Genomic DNA, 20,286 nt, shown 5'->3' with positions numbered 1-20,286 from the left:
CCGGGGCCCCTGCGGTGGCGGGGGCCCGGCGGGTGCCGCCTGCTGAAGGCATGGAGTCCACCACCGCGCGGATGCGCACGCCACGGGCCGCCGGGACGGCCGGGCTCGTCTTCGCCGTGCTGCTCGCGGTGGCGATCGTGCTGATGAGGCTCGCCATCCCCTCCGGCAGCCCCTCCGACGCCCCCGTCGCCGACTCCGACCGCTGGGCCGTGCGGCTGGCCCTGGAGATCGTCCCCTTCGCCGGGATCTTCTTCCTCTGGTTCATGGGGGCCCTGCGCGCGCACTCCGGCGGCGGCGAGGACCGGTTCGTCGCGGCGGTGTTCCTCGGCAGCGGCTACGTCTTCGTCGGGACCCTCTTCGTCGCCGCCGCCGCGGCGGGCACCGTCCTCCAGGAGACCGTCCCGCCCTCCGGATTCGGCCGCCCCTTCGCGTACGCCGTGCTCACCACGTACGCGATGCGCATGGCGGCCGTCTTCGTCTTCGTGACCTCCACCATGGGGCGCCGCCTGGGCTTCTTCCCGCGCCCGCTGGTCGCGCTGGGCTACGCCACCGGGCTGGTGCTGCTCCTCCTCGGCTCCGGGGTCCCCTGGTCCGAGATGGTCTTCCCGTTCTGGGTGCTCGTCGTCAGCCTGCACGTCCTGCGCACCAACCTGCGCCGGACCGCCTGAGGCCTGGCCCCCGGCAGGCGGCGCGCGGGTCCCGCGCGCATGCTGGAGAACGGGAGGGTGTCGGGGGTCCGTGGGGGTCAACAGGTCACGGAAAGGCTGATGCCCCATGAGGCTTGTCGTGGACCTCAACCGGTGCCAGGGGTACGCGCAGTGCGCGTTCCTCGCGCCGGACGTCTTCGCCATGCACGGCGACGAGTCCCTGCTCTACGACCCGCAGCCCGACGAGGAGCACCGCGAGAACGTCGTCCGCGCCGTCCACGCCTGCCCCGTCCGGGCCATCCTGCTGGATGCGATGAACGGGTCCCTGTCGACCGCGGAGGCGCGTGGTGAGCGGTGACGCAGCCCTGGAACGGCTCAAGCGCGAAGGCCGCATCGTCGTCGTGGGAGCCTCCCTGGCCGGCCTGCGGGCCGCCGAGACCCTGCGCGAGAAGGGGTTCTCCGGATCCCTGACGATGATCGGCGACGAACCCCACGAGCCGTACGACCGGCCCCCGCTGTCCAAGCAGGTCCTGCTCGGCAAGGCGACCGCGGACCGCACGGCCCTGCCCCGGCGCCTGGACATCGACGCCAAGTGGCGGCTCGGCGTACCGGCCGCCGGCCTGGACATGAAGGCCCGCCGGGTCCGCCTCGCCGACGGGGACGAGGTGGAGTACGACCGGCTGCTGATCGCCACCGGCGTCCGCGCCCGGCCGTGGCCCAAGCCGGAGGAGGGCTCCCTCGACGGGGTCTTCGTCCTGCGCACCCGGGACGACGGTGCGGCCCTGGAACGCGCGCTGGCGGCCGGACCCGGCCGGGTCCTCGTCATCGGCGCCGGGTTCACCGGCTCCGAGATCGCCTCCGCCTGCCGGGAACGCGGCCTGGCCGTCACCGTCGCGGAACGCGGCGACGCGCCCCTGGTCGGGGCGCTCGGCGGGGTGGTCGGCGCGGTCGCGGCCGAGATGCACCGCGAGAACGGGGTGGACCTGCGCACCGGCATCATGGTGACGGCCCTGGAGGGCGACTCCTCCGGCAGGGTCCGCGCCGCACACCTCTCCGACGGCACCACGCTGGAGGCGGAGGTGGTGGTCGTCTCGCTCGGCGCCCAGCGCAACACCGAGTGGCTGACCGGGTCCGGCCTCGGCGCCGGTCCGCGCGGCATCGCCTGCGACGCGGGCTGCCGGGCCTTCGACATCTGGGGCATCGTCACCGACGACATCTACGTGGCCGGCGACGTCGCCCGCTCCCCGCACGCCCTCTTCGGCTACCAGTTCCTGTCCCTGGAGCACTGGGGCAACGCCGTCGCCCAGGCCGAGACGGCCGCGCACAACATGCTCAGCGAGAGCGCGGAGCGCCGCCCGCACGTATGGGTACCGGCCTTCTGGTCGTCCCAGTTCGGGGTGAACATCAAGTCGGTCGGGGTCCCCTCGATGGGCACCGAGATCGTCATCACCCAGGGCTCGCGCGCCGAGCGCCGCTTCGTCGGCGTCTACGGCTACCAGGGCCGCGTCATCGGTGCCGTCACCTTCGACCAGTGCCGCTGGCTGGACTTCTACGAGCAGCAGATCGAGCAGACGGCGCCGTTCCCGCCGCCCTACTCGACGGTGGACCGCAGGCCCGAGGGGAACCGGCCGCTGGACGCGGACTTCCCCGACCCGTCGATCCCGACGCACGGCCCGACCATCACCCTGAGCGGCTACTCACCGGCCGACCGGCGGATGAAGTTCACGCCGGCGCACAACTGAGCACGAGGACCTCTCATGACTGAAGGCATCCTGCGGCAGATCCTCGACTACTCCAGCCGGGCCGATCCCTACCCCCTGTACGAGGAGCTCCGCAAGACCCCGGTGTTCCACGACGGCACCGGGCCGTACGTCCTCAGCACGTACCACGAGATCAAGGGCCTGCTGCACGATCCGCGGATCAGCTCCGACTCCCGCAACCTGACGGCGGTCGCCGGGGACCCGCTGAGCGAGACGGGCGAGGACGAGGGGGAGGGCGTCCTGCCGCCCTCCTTCCTGAAGCTGGACCCGCCCGACCACGACCGGCTGCGCCGGATGACGAACCGCCCGTTCGGGCCGCCGCACTCGCCGCGCCGCGTCGAGCAGATGCGCGGTGAGCTGGGCGGCATCGTCAAGGGCCTGATCGACGCGATCGCCAAGGAGGGCGACCCCTCGCGGATCGACCTGGTCGAGGAGTTCTCGTACCCCTTCCCGGTCACGGTGATCTGCCGGCTGCTGGGCGTCCCGCCCGAGGACGAGGCGCGCTTCCACGTCTGGGCCGACACCCTCGCCGCGAGCCTGGACCCCGATCCGGGCGCCGACCCCGCCGAGCGCGCGGACAAGACGAAGGGCGCCCGGATGGAGCTCGGCATGTACCTGGCCGGGCTGATCGAGGAGCGGCGCAAGAACCCCACCGGGGACATGCTGTCGGAGCTGGCGACCGCGCAGGGGCCGGACGGCACCATGACCACCATGGAGGTGCTGAGCACGGCGGCGCTGCTGCTGATCGCGGGGCACGAGACCACCGTCAACCTGATCACGAACGGCATGCTCACCCTGCTGCGGCATCCGGAGCACCTGGCCCGGCTGCGCGCCGAGCCGGACCTGGGCGTGCCGATCGTGGAGGAACTGCTGCGCTACGAGCCGCCCGTGCAGCTGCTGCCGCAGCGCAGCACCCTCTCCGACATCGAGGTGGCGGGGGTGACCATCCCCAAGGGCTCCTCGCTCTGGCTGATCCTGGCCTCCGGCAACCGCGACCCGAAGCGGTTCCCGGACCCGGACCGGTTCGACCCGGACCGCCAGGACGTCCAGCACCTGGGCCTCGGCAGCGGCATCCACAGCTGCTTCGGCGCGCCGCTGGCCCGGCTGGAGGCGGCACTGGCGCTGAGCGAGCTGGCCCGCAGGCTGGAGAACCCCCGGCTGCTGGAGGACCCGCCGCCCTACCGGCAGAACGCGGTCCTGCGCGGCCCCCGCCACCTGCCGATCGCCGTCGACGGGATCCGGGACTAGAACCCCCGGGGACTGGGCAGGTCAGGAGGCCTCCGGGAGGACGACGACCTGCGACGGGCTGAACGCCACCGCGACCCGGTCCCCGACGGCCGGCGCGGTGGCCAGCTCGCACTCGGCCTCCAGTACGGGCCCCGACGCGGGCCTCAGCCGCAGGGCCACGTGCGTGCCGCGGAAGGTCCGGGACTCCACCACGCAGCCCAGGCCCGCCTCGCACAGCACCACCCCGGCGGGGCGGACGAGCAGCCGCCGCTCCCCCTCGGGCGTGCCGGCCGGGACCGGCACCCTGCCCCACGCGGTCGCGGCGGCGGTACCGGCCACCGTGCCCGGGACCACGTTCTCGAAGCCGAGGAAGCGGGCCACGAACTCCGACGCGGGCCGCTGCCACACCTCCAGCGGCGTCCCGGCCTGCGCGATCCGCCCGTCCCGCATCACCACCACCCGGTCGGCCAGCGCGAAGGCCTCGCCCTGGTCGTGGGTGACGGCCAGGACGGTGGTGCCCAGCCGGGAGAACAGCCCCTGGAGCTCGACCACCAGCCGCTCGCGCAGCCCCCGGTCCAACTGGCCGAGCGGCTCGTCCAGCATCAGCAGCCGGGGCGAGGGGGCCAGTGCCCGGGCGAGGGCCACCCGCTGCTGTTCCCCGCCGGAGAGCGAGGAGACGGCGCGGCCCTGGGCCCCCGGGAGCCCGACCAGCTCCAGCAGCTCCTCGACCCGGGCCCCGGACGAGCCCTTCGGGCCGCCCTGCACGCGCAGGCCGAAGGAGACGTTCCCGCCGACGTCCCGGTGCGGGAACAGCTGGTGGTCCTGGAACATCAGGCCCACCCCGCGCCGGTGCACCGGTACGCCGGCCTGGTCGGCCCCGCCGAGCAGCACCCGCCCCGCGGACACCTGCTGGAGGCCGGCCACCACCCGCAGCAGGGTGGACTTGCCGCTGCCGCTGGGGCCCAGCACGCACACGGTCTCGTGTTCGGCCACCTCCAGGTCGACCGCGTCCACGACCACCCGGTCGCCGAAGCGGACCGTCACCCCTTCGAGCCGGAGCAGGGTCATCAGAACTCTCCCGAGGTCTTGTCGGGTCGCAGTCGCTCCAGCACCAGCAGGGACACCGCGCACACCAGCATCAGAATCGTGCTCAGGGCCATCGCCTGCCCGTAGTTCATCTCCCCGGCCCGCCCCAGCAGCCGCGCTACGGCCACCGGCAGCGTCGGGTGGTCGGGCCGGGCGATGAAGACGGTCGCGCCGAACTCGCCCAGCGAGACCGCGAAGGCGAACCCGGCCGCGATCAGCAGGGCCCGCCGCACCAGCGGCAGGTCCACCTCCCGCCAGGCCCGCAGCGGCGAGGCACCGAGCACGGCGGCCGCCTCCCGCAGCCGGGCGTCGACGGCCCGCAGGACCGGCAGCATGGTCCGTACGACGAACGGCACCCCGACCAGCGCCTGCGCGAGCGGCACCAGGATCCACGAGGTCCGCAGGTCCAGCGGCGGCTCGTCCAGGGTGATCAGGAACCCGAAGCCCACCGTCACGGCCGACACCCCGAGCGGCAGCATCAGCAGCGCGTCGAAGCCGCGCACGAAGCGGCCTCCGCGCCGCGTCAGGGCCGCGGCGGCGAGCCCCCCGACCGCCACGGCGATGGCGGTGGCGGCCAGGGCGTACTGGAGGGAGTTCCAGACGGCTTCCAGCGGCGGCACCAGAAACGTTCCGCCGCCCGAGCCCGCGTCCTGCAGCGCCCGGTAGAAGCCGAGGCCGTACCCGCCCGGGGCATCGAAGGACCGCTCCACCAGCACCGCCAGCGGCGCCACCACCAGCAGCGCCACCGACACCAGTACCCCGCCCAGCAGCCCCCGCTGCGCCCAGCCGCGCGGCGGCCGCGCGGTGCGCGCGGGGTCGACGAGCCGCAGTGCGGTCTCCCGCCGGCGCACGGTCCACGCGTGCACCGCGAGGACGGCGGCGATGGCCGCGAACTGCACCATCGTCAGGACGGCGGCGGTCGGCAGGTCCAGCAGCTGCGCCGTCTGCCGGTAGACCTCCACCTCCAGGGTGGCGTACGCCGGCCCGCCCAGGATCTGCACGACGCCGAAGGAGCTGAACGTGAACAGGAACACCATCAGCGAGGCCGCGGCCACCGCCGGCCCCAGCGCGGGCAGCACCACCCGCCGCCACGCCGCGAACCGCCCGGCGCCCAGCACCCGCGCGGCCTCCTCCTGGCGCGGGTCCAGCTGCGCCCAGAGCCCGCCGACGGTCCGCACCACGACGGCGTAGTTGAAGAAGACGTGGGCGAGCAGGATCGCCCACACGGTGGTGTCCAGCCGGACGCCCCCCAGCTCGTCGAGCAGCCCGCCCCGCCCGACCAGCGCCAGGAAGGCACTGCCGACGACCACGGTCGGCAGCACGAAGGGAACGGTGACCAGCGCGCGCAGCAGCCGCTTGCCGGGGAACTCCAGGCGCGCGAAGACGTAGGCGCCGGGCAGTGCGAGGAGCAGGGTGAGGGCGGTGGAGGCGAGCGCCTGCCAGGTGGTGAACCACAGCACGCCGCCGATGTCGGGCCGGGCGAGGACCTCGCCGATCCGGCCGAACTGCCAGCCCTCGTCCGTCTTGAGCCCGCGGCCGACGATCGCGGCGACGGGGTAGGCGAAGAACAGTCCGAAGAAGGCGAGCGGCACGGCCATCAGAGCGAGCCTGACGGCCGTGGCGCGCCCGCCCTCCGCGGGAGGGCGCTCTACTTCACGACGAGCGAGGACCACGTCTTGACCCACTGCTCACGGTTCTTGGCGATGGCCTCCGGAGCGACGTTCTCCGGCTTGTCGACCACGACGCCGTGCTTCGTGAACAGGTCGGGCAGCTTCGCGTCCTTGACCACCGGGTTCACGAACATCTGGAGCGGCATGTCCTCCTGGAACTTCTTGGAGACCAGGAAGTCGATGAGGGCCTTGCCGCCCTCCTCGTTCTTCGCGCCCTTGAGCAGGCCCGCGAACTCCACCTGGCGGAAGCAGGTGCCGGTGGCCACGCCCGTGGGCGCCTCGGCCGGCTGCGGCTCGCCGTAGAGGACCTCGACCGGCGGGCTGGAGGCGTAGGAGACGACCAGCGGGCGGTCGCCCTTGGCCTTCTTGCCGCCGGCGGAGCCGGAGAAGCGCTCGTTGTAGGCCTGCTCCCAGCCGTCGACGACCTCGACGCCGTTGGCCTTGAGCTTGCTCCAGTAGTCCTTCCAGCCCTCCTCGCCGTACTTGCCGACGGAGGCGAGGAGGAAGCCGAGTCCGGGCGAGGAGGTCGCGGCGTTCTCGGTGACCAGCAGGTTCTTGTACTCCGGCTTGACGAGGTCGTCCAGGGTCTGCGGCGGGGCTGTCTTCTTGTCGGCGAAGTACGCCTTGTCGTAGTTGACGCAGATGTCGCCGGAGTCGACGGGGGTGACGCGGTGCTGCTTGTCGAGCACGAACTCGGGCTTCACCGTGTCCAGGCCCTTGGCCTGGTAGGGGGTGAAGACGCCGTTGTCGAGGGCGCGCGAGAGCAGGGTGTTGTCGACGCCGAAGAAGACGTCGCCGCGCGGGGAGCCCTTGGTGAGGATCTCCTGGTTGAGGGCGGCGCCGGCGTCGCCGGACTTCAGCACCTTGACGGTGTAGCCGCTCTGCTGCTCGAACTCCTTGAGGACCGCATCGGTCACGTTGAAGGAGTCGTGGGAGACGAGCGTGACCGTCTTGGACTTCGGGGCGTCGCTCGCGCCCGCGGACGTGTCCTTGGCGTCGCCGCCGCCGCAGGCGCTGAGCGTGGTCACGCCGAGCGCGGCCGCGAGCGCCGCGCCCGCGATCTTCTTGGTGGTGCTCACTGGTGATTCCTCCTGGGATGACCAGGAGAAGACGCGGCCCCGCCCGGCGCTCTGCGGGAGCGGACGCCGGGCAGGGCGCAACAGCTTGAGTGGTGACCGAACTTCCTACCCCGAATGACCGGGGCGAGGTTCAGAGGGTCTGCGGATGACGGATACCGCACTCTCAGCGCTGTGGCGCTCCCCTGTCGGAATATGCAATTGGTTCGGCCACAGGGTACCCCTGCGGCCGATTCACGCCGACCCCTGTCCGGAACGCGGTCGGAATCTAGCGTTCCGAGGCGGCGAGCTGGCCGCACGCGCCGTCGATCTCCTGGCCGCGGGTGTCCCGCACGGTCACGGGCACGCCGTGGCGGGCGATGGCCTCGACGAAGGCCTTCTCGTCCTCGGGGCGCGAGGCCGTCCACTTGGAGCCCGGCGTCGGGTTCAGCGGGATCAGGTTCACGTGCACGCGCTTGCCCTTGAGCAGGCGGCCGAGCAGGTCGCCGCGCCAGGCCTGGTCGTTGATGTCGCGGATCAGGGCGTACTCGATGGAGATCCGGCGGCCGGACTTCTCCGCGTACTCCCAGGCCGCGTCGAGGACCTCGCGGACCTTCCAGCGGGTGTTCACGGGGACGAGGGTGTCGCGCAGCTCGTCGTCCGGGGCGTGCAGGGAGACCGCGAGGCGGCACTTGAAGCCCTCGTCGGCGAACCGCAGCATCGCCGGGACCAGGCCGACGGTGGAGACGGTGATGCCGCGCTGCGACAGGCCCAGGCCGTCGGGCTCCGGGTCGGTGAGGCGGCGGATGGCACCGACGACGCGCTTGTAGTTGGCGAGCGGCTCACCCATGCCCATGAAGACGATGTTGGAGAGCCGGGCCGGGCCGCCGGGGACCTCGCCGTCGCGCAGGGCGCGCATGCCGTCGACGATCTGGTGCACGATCTCGGCGGTGGAGAGGTTGCGGTCCAGGCCCGCCTGGCCGGTGGCGCAGAACGGGCAGTTCATGCCGCAGCCGGCCTGCGAGGAGATGCACATCGTGACCCGGTCCGGGTAGCGCATCAGCACGGACTCGACGAGCGTGCCGTCGTGCAGCTTCCACAGGGTCTTGCGGGTGGTGTCGTTGTCGCAGCTGATGTGCCGCACGACGTTCATGAGCTCCGGCAGCAGCTCCTGCTGGAGCTTCTCGCGCGAGGCGGCGGGGATGTCGGTCCACTCGGCCGGGTCGTGCGCGTAGCGGGCGAAGTAGTGCTGGGAGAGCTGCTTGGCCCGGAAGGGCTTCTCGCCGATCGCGGCCACCGCCTCGCGGCGCTCGGCCGGCGTGAGGTCGGCGAGGTGCCGCGGGGGCTTCTTCGCTCCGCGGGGCGCGACGAAGGTGAGCTCGCCCGGAACGGGACGGGGGGCCATGCTGTACTCCTCGGTACGACGGGGTGGGGGTCACCCCGCGCGTGCAGGGCCGGTCCGCGGCGACTCGGCCGCCGGACGGAAAAGGCGCGCCACGTGCACGTGGCGCGCCCTCCAGGATAACCCGGCCCGGCCCGGTCAGCCGGTGCCGACGAACGCCGCCAGCAGCAGCCAGACCACCGGAGCGGTCGGCAGCAGCGAGTCCAGCCGGTCCATGATGCCTCCGTGGCCCGGGAGCAGCGTGCCCATGTCCTTGATGCCCAGGTCACGCTTGATCATCGACTCGCCGAGGTCGCCCAGGGTGGCGGAGACCGCCACGGCGAGGCCCAGTACCAGGCCCTGCCACCAGGCGCCGTCGTCGATGAGGAACTCCATGCACAGCGCGCCGGCCCCCATCGCGAAGGCCACCGCTCCGAAGAGCCCCTCGCGGGTCTTGCCGGGGCTGATGCGCGGGGCCAGCTTGGTCTTGCCGAAGCGCCAGCCGACCGCGTACGCCCCGGTGTCGCTGACCACGGTCAGCAGCAGGAAGGTCACCACCCGCTGAGGGCCGTCGTCGGGGGTCAGCAGCATCGCGACGAACGTGGCCAGGAAGGGCACGTAGAACGCCGCGAAGACGCCGGCCGTGACGTCCTTGAGGTAGTCCTCGGGGGGCTCGGTCATCCGCCACACGAGGACGGCCAGCGCGGTGAGCGCCATCGCCACCCAGGCGCCCTCGGCCCCGCGGACGTACCCGGCGATGATCATCGCCGCGCCGCCGACCGCGAGCGGGACCAGCGGGGCCTTGATGCCCTTCTTCTCCTGGAGCCGGGAGGTGAGCTCCCACAGGCCGACCACGACCGCGACGACGATGACGCCGACGAAGACGGCCTTGACGATGAACAGCGAAGCGAAGATCACCGCACCGAGGCCGACGCCGACCCCTATGGCGGCACGCAGATCCCGCCCCGCGCGCTTCTTCTGCGGCGGGGGCGAGGCGTCCTGCGGGGCCTGCGGAGGCGGAGGCGGGGGGCTGGGCATGGGCTCCTGCAACGGCGTCTCGGCGCGGAACGGGGGGCCGCCGACGAAGGCGGCCCCCCGATCGCGTGCTTCCCGGTCGTCGAAGGCACGGCCGGCGGCATCGGGCACGATGGGCATGGGCGCAGTCTGCGGGCCCACCAGCGCATCGTATGCGGGACCCGCCGGAACCGGCTCAGCGGCCCAGGGAGAGTCGTTCATCAGACCTCGAGGAGCTCGGCTTCCTTGTGCTTGAGCAGCTCGTCCACCTGCGCGACGTACTTCGCGGTGGTGTCATCGAGCTCCTTCTCGGCGCGGCGCACCTCGTCCTCGCCGGCCTCCTTGTCCTTGATCAGCTTGTCGAGGGCGTCCTTGGCCTTGCGGCGCACGGAGCGGATGGAGACCCGGGAGTCCTCGGCCTTGGTCTTGGCGACCTTGATGAACTCCTTGCGGCGGTCCTGCGTCAGCTCCGGGAAGGTCACCCGGATGATGCGGCCGTCGTTGCTCGGGTTGACACCGAGGTCGGAGTCGCGGATCGCCTGCTCGATGTTGCGCAGCGCGGAGGCGTCGAACGGCGTCACGATCGCCATGCGCGGCTCGGGCACGGCGAAGGAGGCGAGCTGGTTGATGGGCGTGATGGCGCCGTAGTAGTCCGCCACGATCTTGTTGAACATCGCCGGGTGCGCACGGCCGGTGCGGATCGCGGCGAAGTCTTCCTTGGCGACGACGACGGCCTTCTCCATCTTCTCCTCGGCCTCGAGGAGGATTTCTTCGATCACCACGTGCTCCTGCATGTCAGATTTGGATGGTTCAGGCGGGCGCGGGCGGTCCGGGCCGCCCGGACCGGACCCCTGCGGGTCCGGCTCGGTGGGCTCAGGCCCGGGTGCCCTGGTCGCTTACGAGCGTGCCGATCTTCTCACCCTTGACGGCGCGGGCGATATTGCCTTCGGCCAGCAGCTCGAAGACCAGGATCGGCAGCTGGTTGTCGCGGCACAGCGTGATGGCCGTGGCGTCGGCGACCTTGAGGTCCCGGGACAGCACCTCGCTGTACTCCAGCGCGTCGAACTTCACCGCGTCCGGATTGGTCTTCGGGTCGGAGTCGTAGACCCCGTCGACACCGTTCTTGCCCATGAGGAGGGCTTCGGCGTCGATCTCCAGGGCACGCTGGGCGGCCGTGGTGTCGGTGGAGAAGTAGGGCATGCCCATGCCCGCGCCGAAGATGACGACGCGGCCCTTCTCCAGGTGGCGCACGGCGCGCAGCGGGATGTACGGCTCCGCGACCTGCCCCATGGTGATGGCGGTCTGGACCCGGCTGTCGATGCCCTCCTTCTCCAGGAAGTCCTGGAGGGCGAGGCAGTTCATGACGGTTCCGAGCATGCCCATGTAGTCGGACCGGGCCCGGTCCATGCCGCGCTGCTGAAGCTCCGCGCCGCGGAAGAAGTTGCCGCCGCCGATGACGACCGCGATCTCGGCCCCGTCGCGGACCACGGCCGCGATCTCGCGGGCGATGGCGTGCACGACGTCGGGGTCGACACCCAGTCCGCCGCCGCCGGAGAAGGCTTCGCCGGACAGCTTCAGCATGAAGCGGCGACCCTTCTTCTCGTGGTCGCTCTTGTCGTCGGATGCGGTGTGGGGGTCCACGCCCTGATTCATGGAGATCTCCTCGTGCACATACGAAGAAGGCCATTGCCGGTGGGTCCTCGCGGTTCCCTCTGCGGCAATGGCCTCCTCGTCAGATCTGCGGTCGTCCTGCGCGAGCGCGGACGACTGCTTCAGACCCTATCGGGGTCCGGTGTCCGTCGTGTACGGACGGACTCAGATGCCGACCTTGATGCGGGCGAAGCGCTTCAGGGTGACACCGGCCTCGTCCAGAACCTTCTGGACGGACTTCTTGTTGTCCAGCGCGTACGGCTGGCCGAGCAGCGTGGCGTCCTTGAAGAAGCCGTTGACGCGACCCTCGACGATCTTGGCGATCGCGGCCTCGGGCTTGCCCTCGGCGCGGGTGGTCTCCTCGGCGACGCGGCGCTCGGACTCGACGACCTCGGCCGGGACGTCCTCGGCGGTCAGGTACTTCGGCGAGAACGCGGCGATGTGCTGGGCGATGCCCTTGGCCAGGTCGGCGTCGGCCTTGTCCAGCTCGACCAGGACACCGATCTGCGGGGGCAGGTCGGGCATGGTGCGGTGCATGTAGGAGGCCACGAAGGCACCCTGGTACGCGGCGAAGCGGTCCAGGACGATCTTCTCGCCGAGGTTGGCGTTGGCCTCGTCCACGAACGCCTGGACGGTCTTGCCGGCCTCGATCTCGGACGCCAGCAGCGCCTCGATGTCCGCCGGCTTGGTGGCGGCCACGTGGGCGGCGAGCTGGTCGGCGACGGCCAGGAACTTCGGGCTCTTGGCGACGAAGTCCGTCTCGCACTTGAGCTCGACGAGCACGCCGGAGGTGGCGTCCTCGGAGATCAGGGAGGTGACGGCACCGTTCTCGGCGGAACGGCCCTCGCGCTTGGCGACACCCTTCAGGCCCTTGATACGCAGGGCCTCGACGGCCTTGTCGACGTCGCCGTCGGACTCGACGAGGGCCTTCTTGCAGTCCATCATGCCGGCGCCGGTGAGCTCGCGGAGCTTCTTGACGTCAGCGGCGGTGTAGTTCGCCATGAGTCTGTGATTCTCTCTCGAAGTCGTAGATCTACGGGTGAACGGCGGAGGAGCGCGCTCGTGGCGCGGCTCCCCCGCCGTCATCGTCCGTGCTGTGAGTGCCCGGCGGGTGAACGCCGGGCGCTCTCAGTGGGTCAGGCCTGCTCGGCGTCCGCGGCCGGGGCCTCGGCCTCGGCCTCGGCGGCCGGAGCCTCGGCAGCCGGGGCCTCGGCGGCGGGGGCCTCGGCGTCAGCCTTCTTCTCACCCTCGAGCAGGTCGCGCTCCCACTCGGCGAGCGGCTCGGCGGCGGCCTTCTCGCCCGGCTTCGAGTCGCCGGTCGCGGCGCCGGAGCGGGCGATGAGGCCCTCGGCGACGGCGTCGGCGATCACGCGGGTGAGCAGGGTGACGGAGCGGATCGCGTCGTCGTTGCCCGGGATCTTGTAGTCGACCTCGTCGGGGTCGCAGTTGGTGTCGAGGATCGCGACGACCGGGATGTGCAGCTTGCGCGCCTCACCGACGGCGATGTGCTCCTTCTTGGTGTCGACGATCCAGACGGCGCTGGGAACCTTCGACATCTCGCGGATACCACCGAGGGTCTTCTCCAGCTTGGCCTTCTCGCGGGAGAGGACCAGGAGCTCCTTCTTGGTGAGACCCGAGGCGGCGACGTCCTCGAAGTCGATCGCCTCAAGCTCCTTCAGACGCTGGAGGCGCTTGTAGACGGTGGAGAAGTTGGTGAGCATGCCACCCAGCCAGCGCTGGTTGACGTACGGCATGCCGACGCGGGTCGCCTGCTCGGCGATGGCCTCCTGCGCCTGCTTCTTCGTACCGACGAACATGATGGAGCCGCCGTGCGCGACGGTCTCCTTCACGAACTCGTAGGCGCGGTCGATGTACGACAGCGACTGGAGCAGGTCGATGATGTAGATGCCGTTGCGCTCGGTGAAGATGAAGCGCTTCATCTTCGGGTTCCAGCGACGGGTCTGGTGACCGAAGTGGACGCCGCTCTCCAGCAGCTCCCGCATCGTTACGACGGCCATGGCCATCTCCTTGGTTTCTCGGTTTTGGTTCCTGACGCCCCGCCGCGCCCTGCCCCTTGAGGGACCGAGAGACGCTTTCACCTGACCGGAACCGGTCGGCGCTGGGGCGTGCGAAGTCGACCCGGTGACCCGGATCGCCACAAGAAGTGTACGGGACCCGGCGGTATGCCGGGTGACGCCGTTGTCCACACCCCGTCGGCCGTCCACAGGCCCCGGCGGGGCGGCCCGCCCGCGCGCGATCCTGCCGGACATGACGAAACTGCTGCTCATCCTGCTTCTGGTCCTGCCCGGTCCGCTGCCGGGGCCGCTTCCCGCACCCGGGCCCGCGGCCCCCGATCCGGCCCCGTCCGCACCCGTCGCACCGGTGCGCGGCGGGGGCGCGGCGGGCGGGGTGCGGGGCGCGCGCCCGCTGCCCGCGCCGCTGTCCGTGGTGCGCTGGTGGGACCCTCCGCCGACCCCGTACGCGGCCGGCCACCGCGGTGTGGACCTGGCGGCGCCGGCCGGGGCCGAGGTGAGGGCCGTGGGGCCTGGGCGGGTGCACTTCGCCGGGCGGGTGGCGGGGCGGGGGGTGCTCTCGCTCACCCTGCCGGGCGGCCTGCGCACCACGTACGAGCCGGTGCGGCCGCTGGTGGCGCAGGGGGAGACGGTCGAGGCGGGGCAGGTGGTGGCGGTGCTCACGGAGGGCTCCCACTGCCCGGGCCCCTGCCTGCACTGGGGCCTGCTGGCGGGTGAGGACGCCTATCTCAACCCGCTGTCCCTGCTCCCCGCGGCCACGCCCCGGCTGCTGCCGGGAGCTCCCCGGGGAGCACCCGCGCCCGGGCCGGGGGCTGCTCAGGCGGTGACGCCCCGCAGGGCCATGGCGACGGCCGTCTCGGTGATCACGTCCGGGTCCTCGGCGGCGCCGAGCTCGATCCGGCGGGCCGCGGCGTCCACCACGCCCTGGAGCAGCATCGCGGACAGCCTGGGCTCCGGCAGCCCGAGGGCGCCCAGGGCCTCGACGATCATCGCCACCAGGCCCCCGTGGGCGGCGCGGATCTTCTCCCGCGCGCCGGCGTCCAGCTCGCCGGCGGAGATCGCCACCACCGCGCGGTGGCGCCGGTCCCCGATCAGCCCCAGCTGGGTGCGCACGTAGGCCTCGATCTTCGTCTCCGGCGTGGCCGCACGCTCCATCGCCGCCTCGATCTCGGCGGCCCAGACGGGGAAGTCCACCGCGCACAGCTCTTCGACGACGGCCGCGCGGGACCGGAAGTACTCGTACACGGACGACCGGGCGAGCCCGGTCCGCTCCGCGAGGGCGGGGAAGGTCAGGGCTTCCGTCCCGCCTTCGGACAACAGGGAACGGGCGGCGTCCAACAGGGCGCCGCGCTGCATCGACCGGTGCTCGGCCACGGAGGCCGCTCGAATCCTGGGCACGTCACCACTGTACGGAGGTCCCGCAAGGGGTGTCCGCCCCGTCGGCGGGCCGCCGGCGGCTCAGCGGCCGACGTCGGCGAGCTTGGCCCGCAGCTGGAGCACGGACTTGGTGTGGATCTGGCTGACCCGGCTCTCGGTGACGCCCAGCACGTTGCCGATCTCGGCCAGGGTCAGGCCCTCGTAGTAGTAGAGGGTCACCACGGTCTTCTCCCGGTCCGGGAGGGTGTTGATGGCCCGCGCGAGCAGCCGGCGCAGCTCCCGGTCCTCGGCCACCTCGACCGGGTTGTCGGCGGCGGTGTCCTCCAGGGTGTCCATCAGGGAGAGGCGGTCGCCGCCCTCCCCGCCCACGTGCAGCAGCTCTTCCAGGGCGACCACGTTGGCGAGGGACAACTGGCTGAACACCGTGTGGAGTTCCTCCACCGCGATGCCCATCTCCCCGGCCACCTCACCCTCGGTGGGGGTGCGCCGCAGCTGGGCCTCCAGCGTCGCGTAGGCCCGCTCGACGGCCCGCGCCTTCTGCCGCACGGAGCGCGGGATCCAGTCCAGCGCGCGCAGCTCGTCGATCATCGCCCCGCGGATGCGGGTGATGGCGTACGTCTCGAACTTGATGGAGCGTTCGATGTCGAACTTCTCGATCGCGTCGATCAGCCCGAAGACTCCGGAGGAGACGAAGTCGGCCTGCTCCACGTTGGGCGGCAGGCCCACGCTGACGCGGCCGGCGACGTACTTCACCAGGGGCGAGTAGTGCAGGATCAGCTGCTCCCGCAGCCGCTCGTCGCCCGAGTCCTTGTATGAGCGCCAGAGCACCTCCAGGGACGAGGGCGCGGTGGACCGCACACTGCCGCGGGCAGCGGGGGGCACCGCAGCGCGGTCGGACCCTGAGGTGTGCTGGGGCATGCTTCGCCTTTGCCGGAGCCGGATTCCTTGGGAGCGTAGCGTGACGGAAGTGTCGCGGTGCGCGAAGAGTACGGGATGGCACGGGGGCCCAGGGGCGTCCGCCCTCGCGCGGGCGGCCCGGGACCGGCGCCTCGCGCACGGTCCCGGCGAGTGCCACCGGGAGGACCGCGTCTGTCATCGCCGTCACTCTTTCACCGGAACGCCCCAGGTCAACGACCGCCTCGCCGGTCGGCTCCGGATTGCACCCCCTCTCGCGACGTCCGCGGGGTCAACCGCCAGCCGTCGCCCTGCCGTTCGACGAACCCCAGAGAGTGAAGTTCGTACAGTCTGCCGATGACTTCATCGGTGCCGGAGGCCGCGGCGAGGGCGATCTCGTCGAGCCCCGCGGCCCGTCCCGCGGGGAGCGCTTCCAGTACCCGCGCGGCGCCGGGGGCCAGCAGGTCACGGGCGTGCACCGGGCCGCGCCGGGCGGGGGCCAGTTCGCCCATGTCGCCGACGAGTTCGACGATCTCGTCGGCGTCGGTGACGAGCACCGCCTCGCCGCGCAGCAGTTCGTGCACCCCGGCCGAGAGGCCGCTGGTGGCCGGGCCGGGTACGCCCATGGTGAGGCGGCCCAGCTCCTGGGCCCTGCGGGCGGTGACGAGGGAGCCGCTGCGCAGGGCGGCCTCCACGACGACGGTCCCCCGGGTGAGGGCGGCGATGACCCGGTTGCGCAGCACGAACCGGCTCGGGGTGGGGTGGGTGCCGGGCGGCAGTTCGCCCAGGACCAGCCCCTGGCGGGTGATCCGGCCCAGGAGTCCGGCGTGCCCGCGCGGGTAGACCGTGTCCACCCCGCAGGCCAGTACGGCCGCGGTGGCCCCGCCCGAGGCGAGGGCCCCGCGGTGGGCGGCGCCGTCGATCCCGTACGCCGCCCCGGAGACGACCACCCAGCCGCGCTCGGCGAGCCCGGCGGCCAGGGTCTGCGCCATGTGGGCCCCGTACGGGGTGCAGGCCCGGGCCCCGACCACGGCGACCGAGCGCAGGGCCCAGGTCCGCAGGTGCGGGCGGCCCCGCAGCCAGAGGCCTACGGGCCGGGCGTCGCCGAGGTCGTCCAGCTGGGTCGGCCACTCCGCCGAGCCGGGGCACACGAAGCGGACGTCCGCTGCGGCGGCGCTCTCCAGGTCCCGCAGGGGCTCCGCGACGGCGGCCCGCCTGCGGTACCCCGCGAGCCGCTCGGGCCCCACGCCGGTCAGCGGGCCGGGCTCCCGGCCAGGGCCGGTCAGCAGCCCCATCACCGCGGCGGCCCCGAGTTCGCGGATCCAGCGTCCGCCGTGCTCGTCGCCGGGCTCCAGCACCCGGGTCAGCGCGGCCCGGGCCACGAGCTCCGCGCCGGGCCGCTCCCCGGCGCTCACGGTCCCGTCCCCAGGGCCTGGGCCGCGCCCCGGGCGATCCCGGTGCGCAGTTCCAGCGCGACGGCCGCGTCCAGCGCGTCGGGGCGGTCACGGCCCCGCAGGTCGGCGACGGTCCAGGCGACCCGCAGCACCCGGTCCAGGCCCCGGGCGGTGAGCAGTCCGCGCTCCATGTCCCGCTCGGCCAGGGCCAGGGCGCCAGGGCCGGCGGGCCAGCGGGTGCGCAGCTCGTGGCCCGGCACCTCGGAGTTGAGCCGCCACGGGGTGCCGGCGAGCCGGGCGGCGGCCCGGTCGCGGGCCTCGCGGACCCGGTCGGCGACGGCGGCGGTGGGCTCTCCCCGGCCGCCGCGGCCGAGCAGGTCGGAGCGGGTGACGGGCTCCACCTCGACCCGCAGGTCGACCCGGTCGAGCAGCGGCCCGGACAGCCGGGCCTGGTAGCGCCGGATCACCGAGGCGGGGCATTCGCAGCCGGCCCCGGTCAGGGTGTGGCGGCCGCACGGGCAGGGGTTCGCCGCGAGGACCATCAGGAACCGGGCGGGCAGCCGTACCACCCCGGCGGCCCTGGCGATGACCACGTGCCCGGCTTCGAGGGGCTGCCGCAGAGCGTCCAGCACCTTCCCGCTGAACTCGGCGGCCTCGTCGAGGAAGAGCACCCCCCTGTGGGCCAGGGAGACCGCCCCCGGCCTGGGGATCCCGGCCCCGCCGCCGACCAGCGACTGCATGGTCGCGGAGTGGTGCGGGGCGCAGTACGGGGGCCGGCCGACCAGCGGTTCGCCGGGCGGCAGGATTCCCGCGACCGAGTGGACGGCCGTCACCTCCAGGGAGTCCTGTCGGGTGAGCGGCGGCAGCAGCCAGGGCAGCCGCTCGGCGAGCATCGTCTTGCCCGCGCCCGGGGGCCCGCTGAGGAAGAGGTGGTGGCCCCCCGAGGCCGCCACCTCCAGTGCCCGGCGGGCGCCCTGCTGCCCGGCGACGTCGGCGAGGTCGGGGGAGTCCGCGGCCTCTCCCCGGCCCGCGAGGCCCGTCCCGAGCCCGGCGCCGGGGACGACCAGCCCGGCGAGCATCGGATCGGGGCGCCCGGCCTGCGGCGGGGGGTCCTCCTCGGGCACCTCCCCGCCGGTCAGCACCGCGATCAGCTGCCGCAGGCTGCGCACGCCCAGCACCGAGACGTCCGGGACCAGGGTGGCCTCGGCGGCGCACTGCTGCGGCACCACCACCTGCCGGTAGCCGGCCTCCGCGGCGGCGAGCACGGCCGGCAGGATCCCCCGCACCGGGCGCACCCGGCCGTCGAGGCCCAGCTCCCCGATGAGCACGAGGTCGGCGATCCTGCCGGGGTCGACGACCTCGGCGGCCCCCAGCACGGCCGCGGCGACGGCCAAATCGAAATCACCTCAGAGGCACATCTAAACCGTAGGCCGCGGGCGCGTCTCGCCATCGGCGTTGTAGGGGACGACGAGCCCCGTGCCATAGGCGTGCTGGATGTGATCGTTGAGCTCCTGGACGAGCTGCTTGACCTCGGCGTCCGGCCGCACTGCGATGTACAGGCGGTCGGAGGTCTGCACGGGTACGAGTGCGCGGCCCTCGGGAACGAGATCTGAGATGACTACCTGGGGCACGGCCGCGAGCGCCTGATTCGCCTCGTCCTCGGTCTCCGTGCGTACTCCGTGCGACATGCGACCCCCTTGGCGCGCCCTGCATCACAATTCGTCCGTGAGTTCGAACAGGCAGGCGTGATGCAGGCTATCGGACAGCTTCGCCCCCAGGCGGTGAGCCAATAGTGCCGTATTGGACTACCTGTGACTACACCATGCACGCGTGAACTACTCAGCGTTGCCGTTCTACCCAAGGGCATATGCCCGAATCCTTATTCCTGTCGGGTGAACGATTCCAACAGCTTCTGGAGCTGCTCACGCTGAGTAGGCGTCAGAGTCTCGGCGCTCTTCACCAAGGCCCGCGCCTCACCAGACGCTGCCCAGACCACGTCCATGCCGAAGAACTCGGCCGACGCAGCGTCCTGAACACGCCCCAGCGGGACGTCAAGGCCGGCGGCGAGGCCGCGCAGCATGGGGAAGTCGGGAATCTGCACCGCCATGCCAGTAGCAAGCCGGTGCAGCCAGGAGGACTTGACCGTCTGGACGCCGGTCTCCGGATCAACACAGCGGGCCGCGAGACGGTCGTAGCTCAGGCCTAGCACGTCCTTACGGTCGCGCACGAGATCTCTGAGCTGCGAGCGCTCCGTTGCGGATCGATCTTGTGCAGCCATGAGGGTCATCCTGCCACTCCTGCTCTGGCCATGGGTCGACGGGTGTCCAAGTGACCAGTGAGGCGGTCCACCTATACCCCCTAATGGGCGCGGGTCTGCCGTCCCAGCCCTAGGACAGAGTGTCCACTCGATGCAACGGCGCACACCAGGGCGCGTTGGAGACTTTGGCTAAATCCTCACCATCCATCCAAGAGCCTGGACGCAGCGTCCAAGCTGTGCAATGCTTCTCCCATCCAAGCAGTGCAACAACTCACTGCACGAGATGGACGGATGCTGATGTCTGAGCACACGATTCCGCTCTTCCAGCTGGTGAACCGAGACCTCCTGGCCACCCTCATGAAGCGCACCGGTTCGGGCGCTTCCGTGAGTGTCCGGGAGCTGGCCACCCAGGCCGGCGTCTCCCGCAGCACGATCGGGAACCTGCTGTCCGGCAGCCAGGAGGCGGTCTTCGCGCCGACGGCCTGTCAGATCGCAGCAGCGATCGGCGTGGATGTCCTGATTCTGTTCACCCCCACGGGGCGCGCGACGCGGCATTCGGGCCGCGCCACCACGCCGCAGACCGGCCGGCGTCGGCTGGCAGCGGCATGACCGCCACCCCCTTCAGCCGGGCCGACGCAGAGCGGCGCCTCGGACCGGCCGCAGTGGCTGCGGTCCGGGCCCTGGTCGATGCGGCACCCCCGCTGCGGGGCGAAACCCGCATGCAGCTTCAGGCGGTCTTCGCCTCGGCACCGAAGCCGGTGCCGGTGCCGCGCGAGCAGCTCGCTGCCTGACCAACGAAAAGCGGGGCCGCCCGGACGGCCATCCGGACAAGCCCCTCGGC

Annotated in this window: 20 protein-coding genes, 2 pseudogenes and 1 riboswitch; of the genes and pseudogenes, 7 read left to right on the top strand and 15 right to left on the bottom strand. The window is 72.2% G+C overall.

Features of this window, described 5'->3' with window-relative positions:
* Positions 1-50: 50 nt before the first annotated feature.
* The 4 genes from D1J60_RS25935 (at position 51) to D1J60_RS25920 (ending at position 3,655) form a co-directional block, all read left to right on the top strand.
* On the top strand, positions 51-668 hold the full coding sequence (locus tag D1J60_RS25935) for a hypothetical protein (RefSeq protein WP_125822711.1): 618 nt from the start codon (positions 51-53) through the stop codon (positions 666-668).
* A gap of 106 nt (positions 669-774) precedes the next feature.
* Complete coding sequence (locus D1J60_RS25930; protein ID WP_125599113.1) at positions 775-1,005, top strand: ferredoxin; 231 nt, start codon at positions 775-777, stop codon at positions 1,003-1,005.
* Entirely contained in the window at positions 995-2,389 is a 1,395-nt protein-coding gene (locus tag D1J60_RS25925) for an FAD-dependent oxidoreductase (protein WP_125822710.1), read from the top strand. The genes D1J60_RS25930 and D1J60_RS25925 overlap by 11 nt, the downstream gene beginning before the upstream one ends.
* A gap of 15 nt (positions 2,390-2,404) precedes the next feature.
* The gene (locus tag D1J60_RS25920; protein ID WP_125822709.1) at positions 2,405-3,655 is read left to right on the top strand and encodes a cytochrome P450; all 1,251 of its coding nucleotides are present in this window, start codon (positions 2,405-2,407) and stop codon (positions 3,653-3,655) included.
* A gap of 21 nt (positions 3,656-3,676) precedes the next feature.
* On the opposite strand, the gene D1J60_RS25915 is transcribed toward D1J60_RS25920, so the two are convergent.
* From D1J60_RS25915 to rpsB, 9 genes are all read right to left on the bottom strand, one after another.
* Complete coding sequence (locus D1J60_RS25915) at positions 3,677-4,702, bottom strand: ABC transporter ATP-binding protein (protein WP_125822708.1); 1,026 nt, start codon at positions 4,700-4,702, stop codon at positions 3,677-3,679.
* Positions 4,702-6,318, bottom strand: coding sequence for an iron ABC transporter permease (locus D1J60_RS25910; RefSeq protein ID WP_125822707.1), 1,617 nt, complete (start codon positions 6,316-6,318; stop codon positions 4,702-4,704). Before D1J60_RS25910 ends, D1J60_RS25915 begins: the two co-directional genes overlap by 1 nt.
* Before the next feature lie 50 nt (positions 6,319-6,368).
* Complete coding sequence (locus tag D1J60_RS25905; RefSeq protein WP_125822706.1) at positions 6,369-7,469, bottom strand: thiamine ABC transporter substrate-binding protein; 1,101 nt, start codon at positions 7,467-7,469, stop codon at positions 6,369-6,371.
* Positions 7,470-7,553: 84 nt separating this feature from the next.
* Positions 7,554-7,663: riboswitch (TPP riboswitch) on the bottom strand.
* 71 nt (positions 7,664-7,734) lie between these two features.
* Entirely contained in the window at positions 7,735-8,850 is a 1,116-nt protein-coding gene (gene rlmN, locus D1J60_RS25900; RefSeq protein ID WP_007266848.1) for a 23S rRNA (adenine(2503)-C(2))-methyltransferase RlmN, read from the bottom strand.
* A 135-nt stretch (positions 8,851-8,985) separates the two neighbouring features.
* Positions 8,986-10,062 (bottom strand): phosphatidate cytidylyltransferase, encoded by a 1,077-nt coding sequence (locus D1J60_RS25895; RefSeq protein WP_125599128.1) that lies wholly within the window; start codon positions 10,060-10,062, stop codon positions 8,986-8,988.
* On the bottom strand, positions 10,062-10,619 hold the full coding sequence (frr, locus tag D1J60_RS25890; RefSeq protein WP_125822705.1) for a ribosome recycling factor: 558 nt from the start codon (positions 10,617-10,619) through the stop codon (positions 10,062-10,064). The genes D1J60_RS25895 and frr overlap by 1 nt, the downstream gene beginning before the upstream one ends.
* Before the next feature lie 94 nt (positions 10,620-10,713).
* Positions 10,714-11,493: a UMP kinase gene (pyrH, locus tag D1J60_RS25885; protein WP_007266845.1), complete on the bottom strand. Its 780-nt coding sequence runs from the start codon at positions 11,491-11,493 to the stop codon at positions 10,714-10,716.
* Positions 11,494-11,655: 162 nt separating this feature from the next.
* The gene (gene tsf / locus D1J60_RS25880; protein ID WP_125599134.1) at positions 11,656-12,492 is read right to left on the bottom strand and encodes a translation elongation factor Ts; all 837 of its coding nucleotides are present in this window, start codon (positions 12,490-12,492) and stop codon (positions 11,656-11,658) included.
* Positions 12,493-12,626: 134 nt separating this feature from the next.
* Positions 12,627-13,508 carry a 30S ribosomal protein S2 gene (gene rpsB, locus D1J60_RS25875; RefSeq protein WP_125599137.1) on the bottom strand — a complete coding sequence of 294 codons (882 nt, stop codon included), beginning with the start codon at positions 13,506-13,508 and terminating at the stop codon, positions 12,627-12,629.
* A gap of 250 nt (positions 13,509-13,758) precedes the next feature.
* Between rpsB and D1J60_RS25870 the strand changes: the two are divergent.
* Positions 13,759-14,181: pseudogene (locus D1J60_RS25870) on the top strand (M23 family metallopeptidase); the annotation flags it as partial.
* A gap of 158 nt (positions 14,182-14,339) precedes the next feature.
* Here D1J60_RS25870 and D1J60_RS25865 read toward each other — a convergent pair.
* The 6 genes and pseudogenes from D1J60_RS25865 to D1J60_RS25840 form a co-directional block, all read right to left on the bottom strand.
* Positions 14,340-14,897 carry a TetR/AcrR family transcriptional regulator gene (locus tag D1J60_RS25865; RefSeq protein ID WP_125824187.1) on the bottom strand — a complete coding sequence of 186 codons (558 nt, stop codon included), beginning with the start codon at positions 14,895-14,897 and terminating at the stop codon, positions 14,340-14,342.
* 84 nt (positions 14,898-14,981) lie between these two features.
* Positions 14,982-15,818 carry an RNA polymerase sigma factor WhiG gene (gene whiG, locus D1J60_RS25860; protein ID WP_125594831.1) on the bottom strand — a complete coding sequence of 279 codons (837 nt, stop codon included), beginning with the start codon at positions 15,816-15,818 and terminating at the stop codon, positions 14,982-14,984.
* Positions 15,819-16,027: 209 nt separating this feature from the next.
* Entirely contained in the window at positions 16,028-17,209 is a 1,182-nt protein-coding gene (dprA, locus tag D1J60_RS25855) for a DNA-processing protein DprA (protein WP_125822704.1), read from the bottom strand.
* A pseudogene (locus D1J60_RS25850) lies at positions 17,206-18,588 on the bottom strand (ATP-binding protein); the annotation flags it as partial. The pseudogene D1J60_RS25850 and the gene dprA, both read right to left, overlap by 4 nt.
* Positions 18,589-18,606: 18 nt before the next feature.
* Positions 18,607-18,876 carry a hypothetical protein gene (locus tag D1J60_RS25845; RefSeq protein ID WP_125822703.1) on the bottom strand — a complete coding sequence of 90 codons (270 nt, stop codon included), beginning with the start codon at positions 18,874-18,876 and terminating at the stop codon, positions 18,607-18,609.
* 191 nt (positions 18,877-19,067) lie between these two features.
* Positions 19,068-19,475, bottom strand: a complete 408-nt coding sequence (locus tag D1J60_RS25840; RefSeq protein ID WP_125822702.1) for a hypothetical protein — start codon at positions 19,473-19,475, stop codon at positions 19,068-19,070.
* A 267-nt stretch (positions 19,476-19,742) separates the two neighbouring features.
* On the opposite strand from D1J60_RS25840, the gene D1J60_RS25835 reads away from it, so the two are divergent.
* Together D1J60_RS25835 and D1J60_RS25830 are read left to right on the top strand one after the other, a co-directional pair.
* Positions 19,743-20,054: a helix-turn-helix domain-containing protein gene (locus tag D1J60_RS25835; RefSeq protein WP_125822701.1), complete on the top strand. Its 312-nt coding sequence runs from the start codon at positions 19,743-19,745 to the stop codon at positions 20,052-20,054.
* A complete protein-coding gene (locus D1J60_RS25830; protein ID WP_125822700.1) occupies positions 20,051-20,236 on the top strand; it encodes a hypothetical protein in 186 nt (61 codons plus the stop codon). The genes D1J60_RS25835 and D1J60_RS25830 overlap by 4 nt, the downstream gene beginning before the upstream one ends.
* Positions 20,237-20,286: the final 50 nt, after the last annotated feature.

The sequence above is a fragment of the Streptomyces sp. W1SF4 genome, assembly GCF_003950035.1.
Lineage (GTDB): Bacteria > Actinomycetota > Actinomycetes > Streptomycetales > Streptomycetaceae > Streptomyces > Streptomyces racemochromogenes.
The sequence above is the reverse complement of the archived record's forward strand: the minus strand, read 5'-3'. Positions and strand labels throughout refer to the sequence as shown.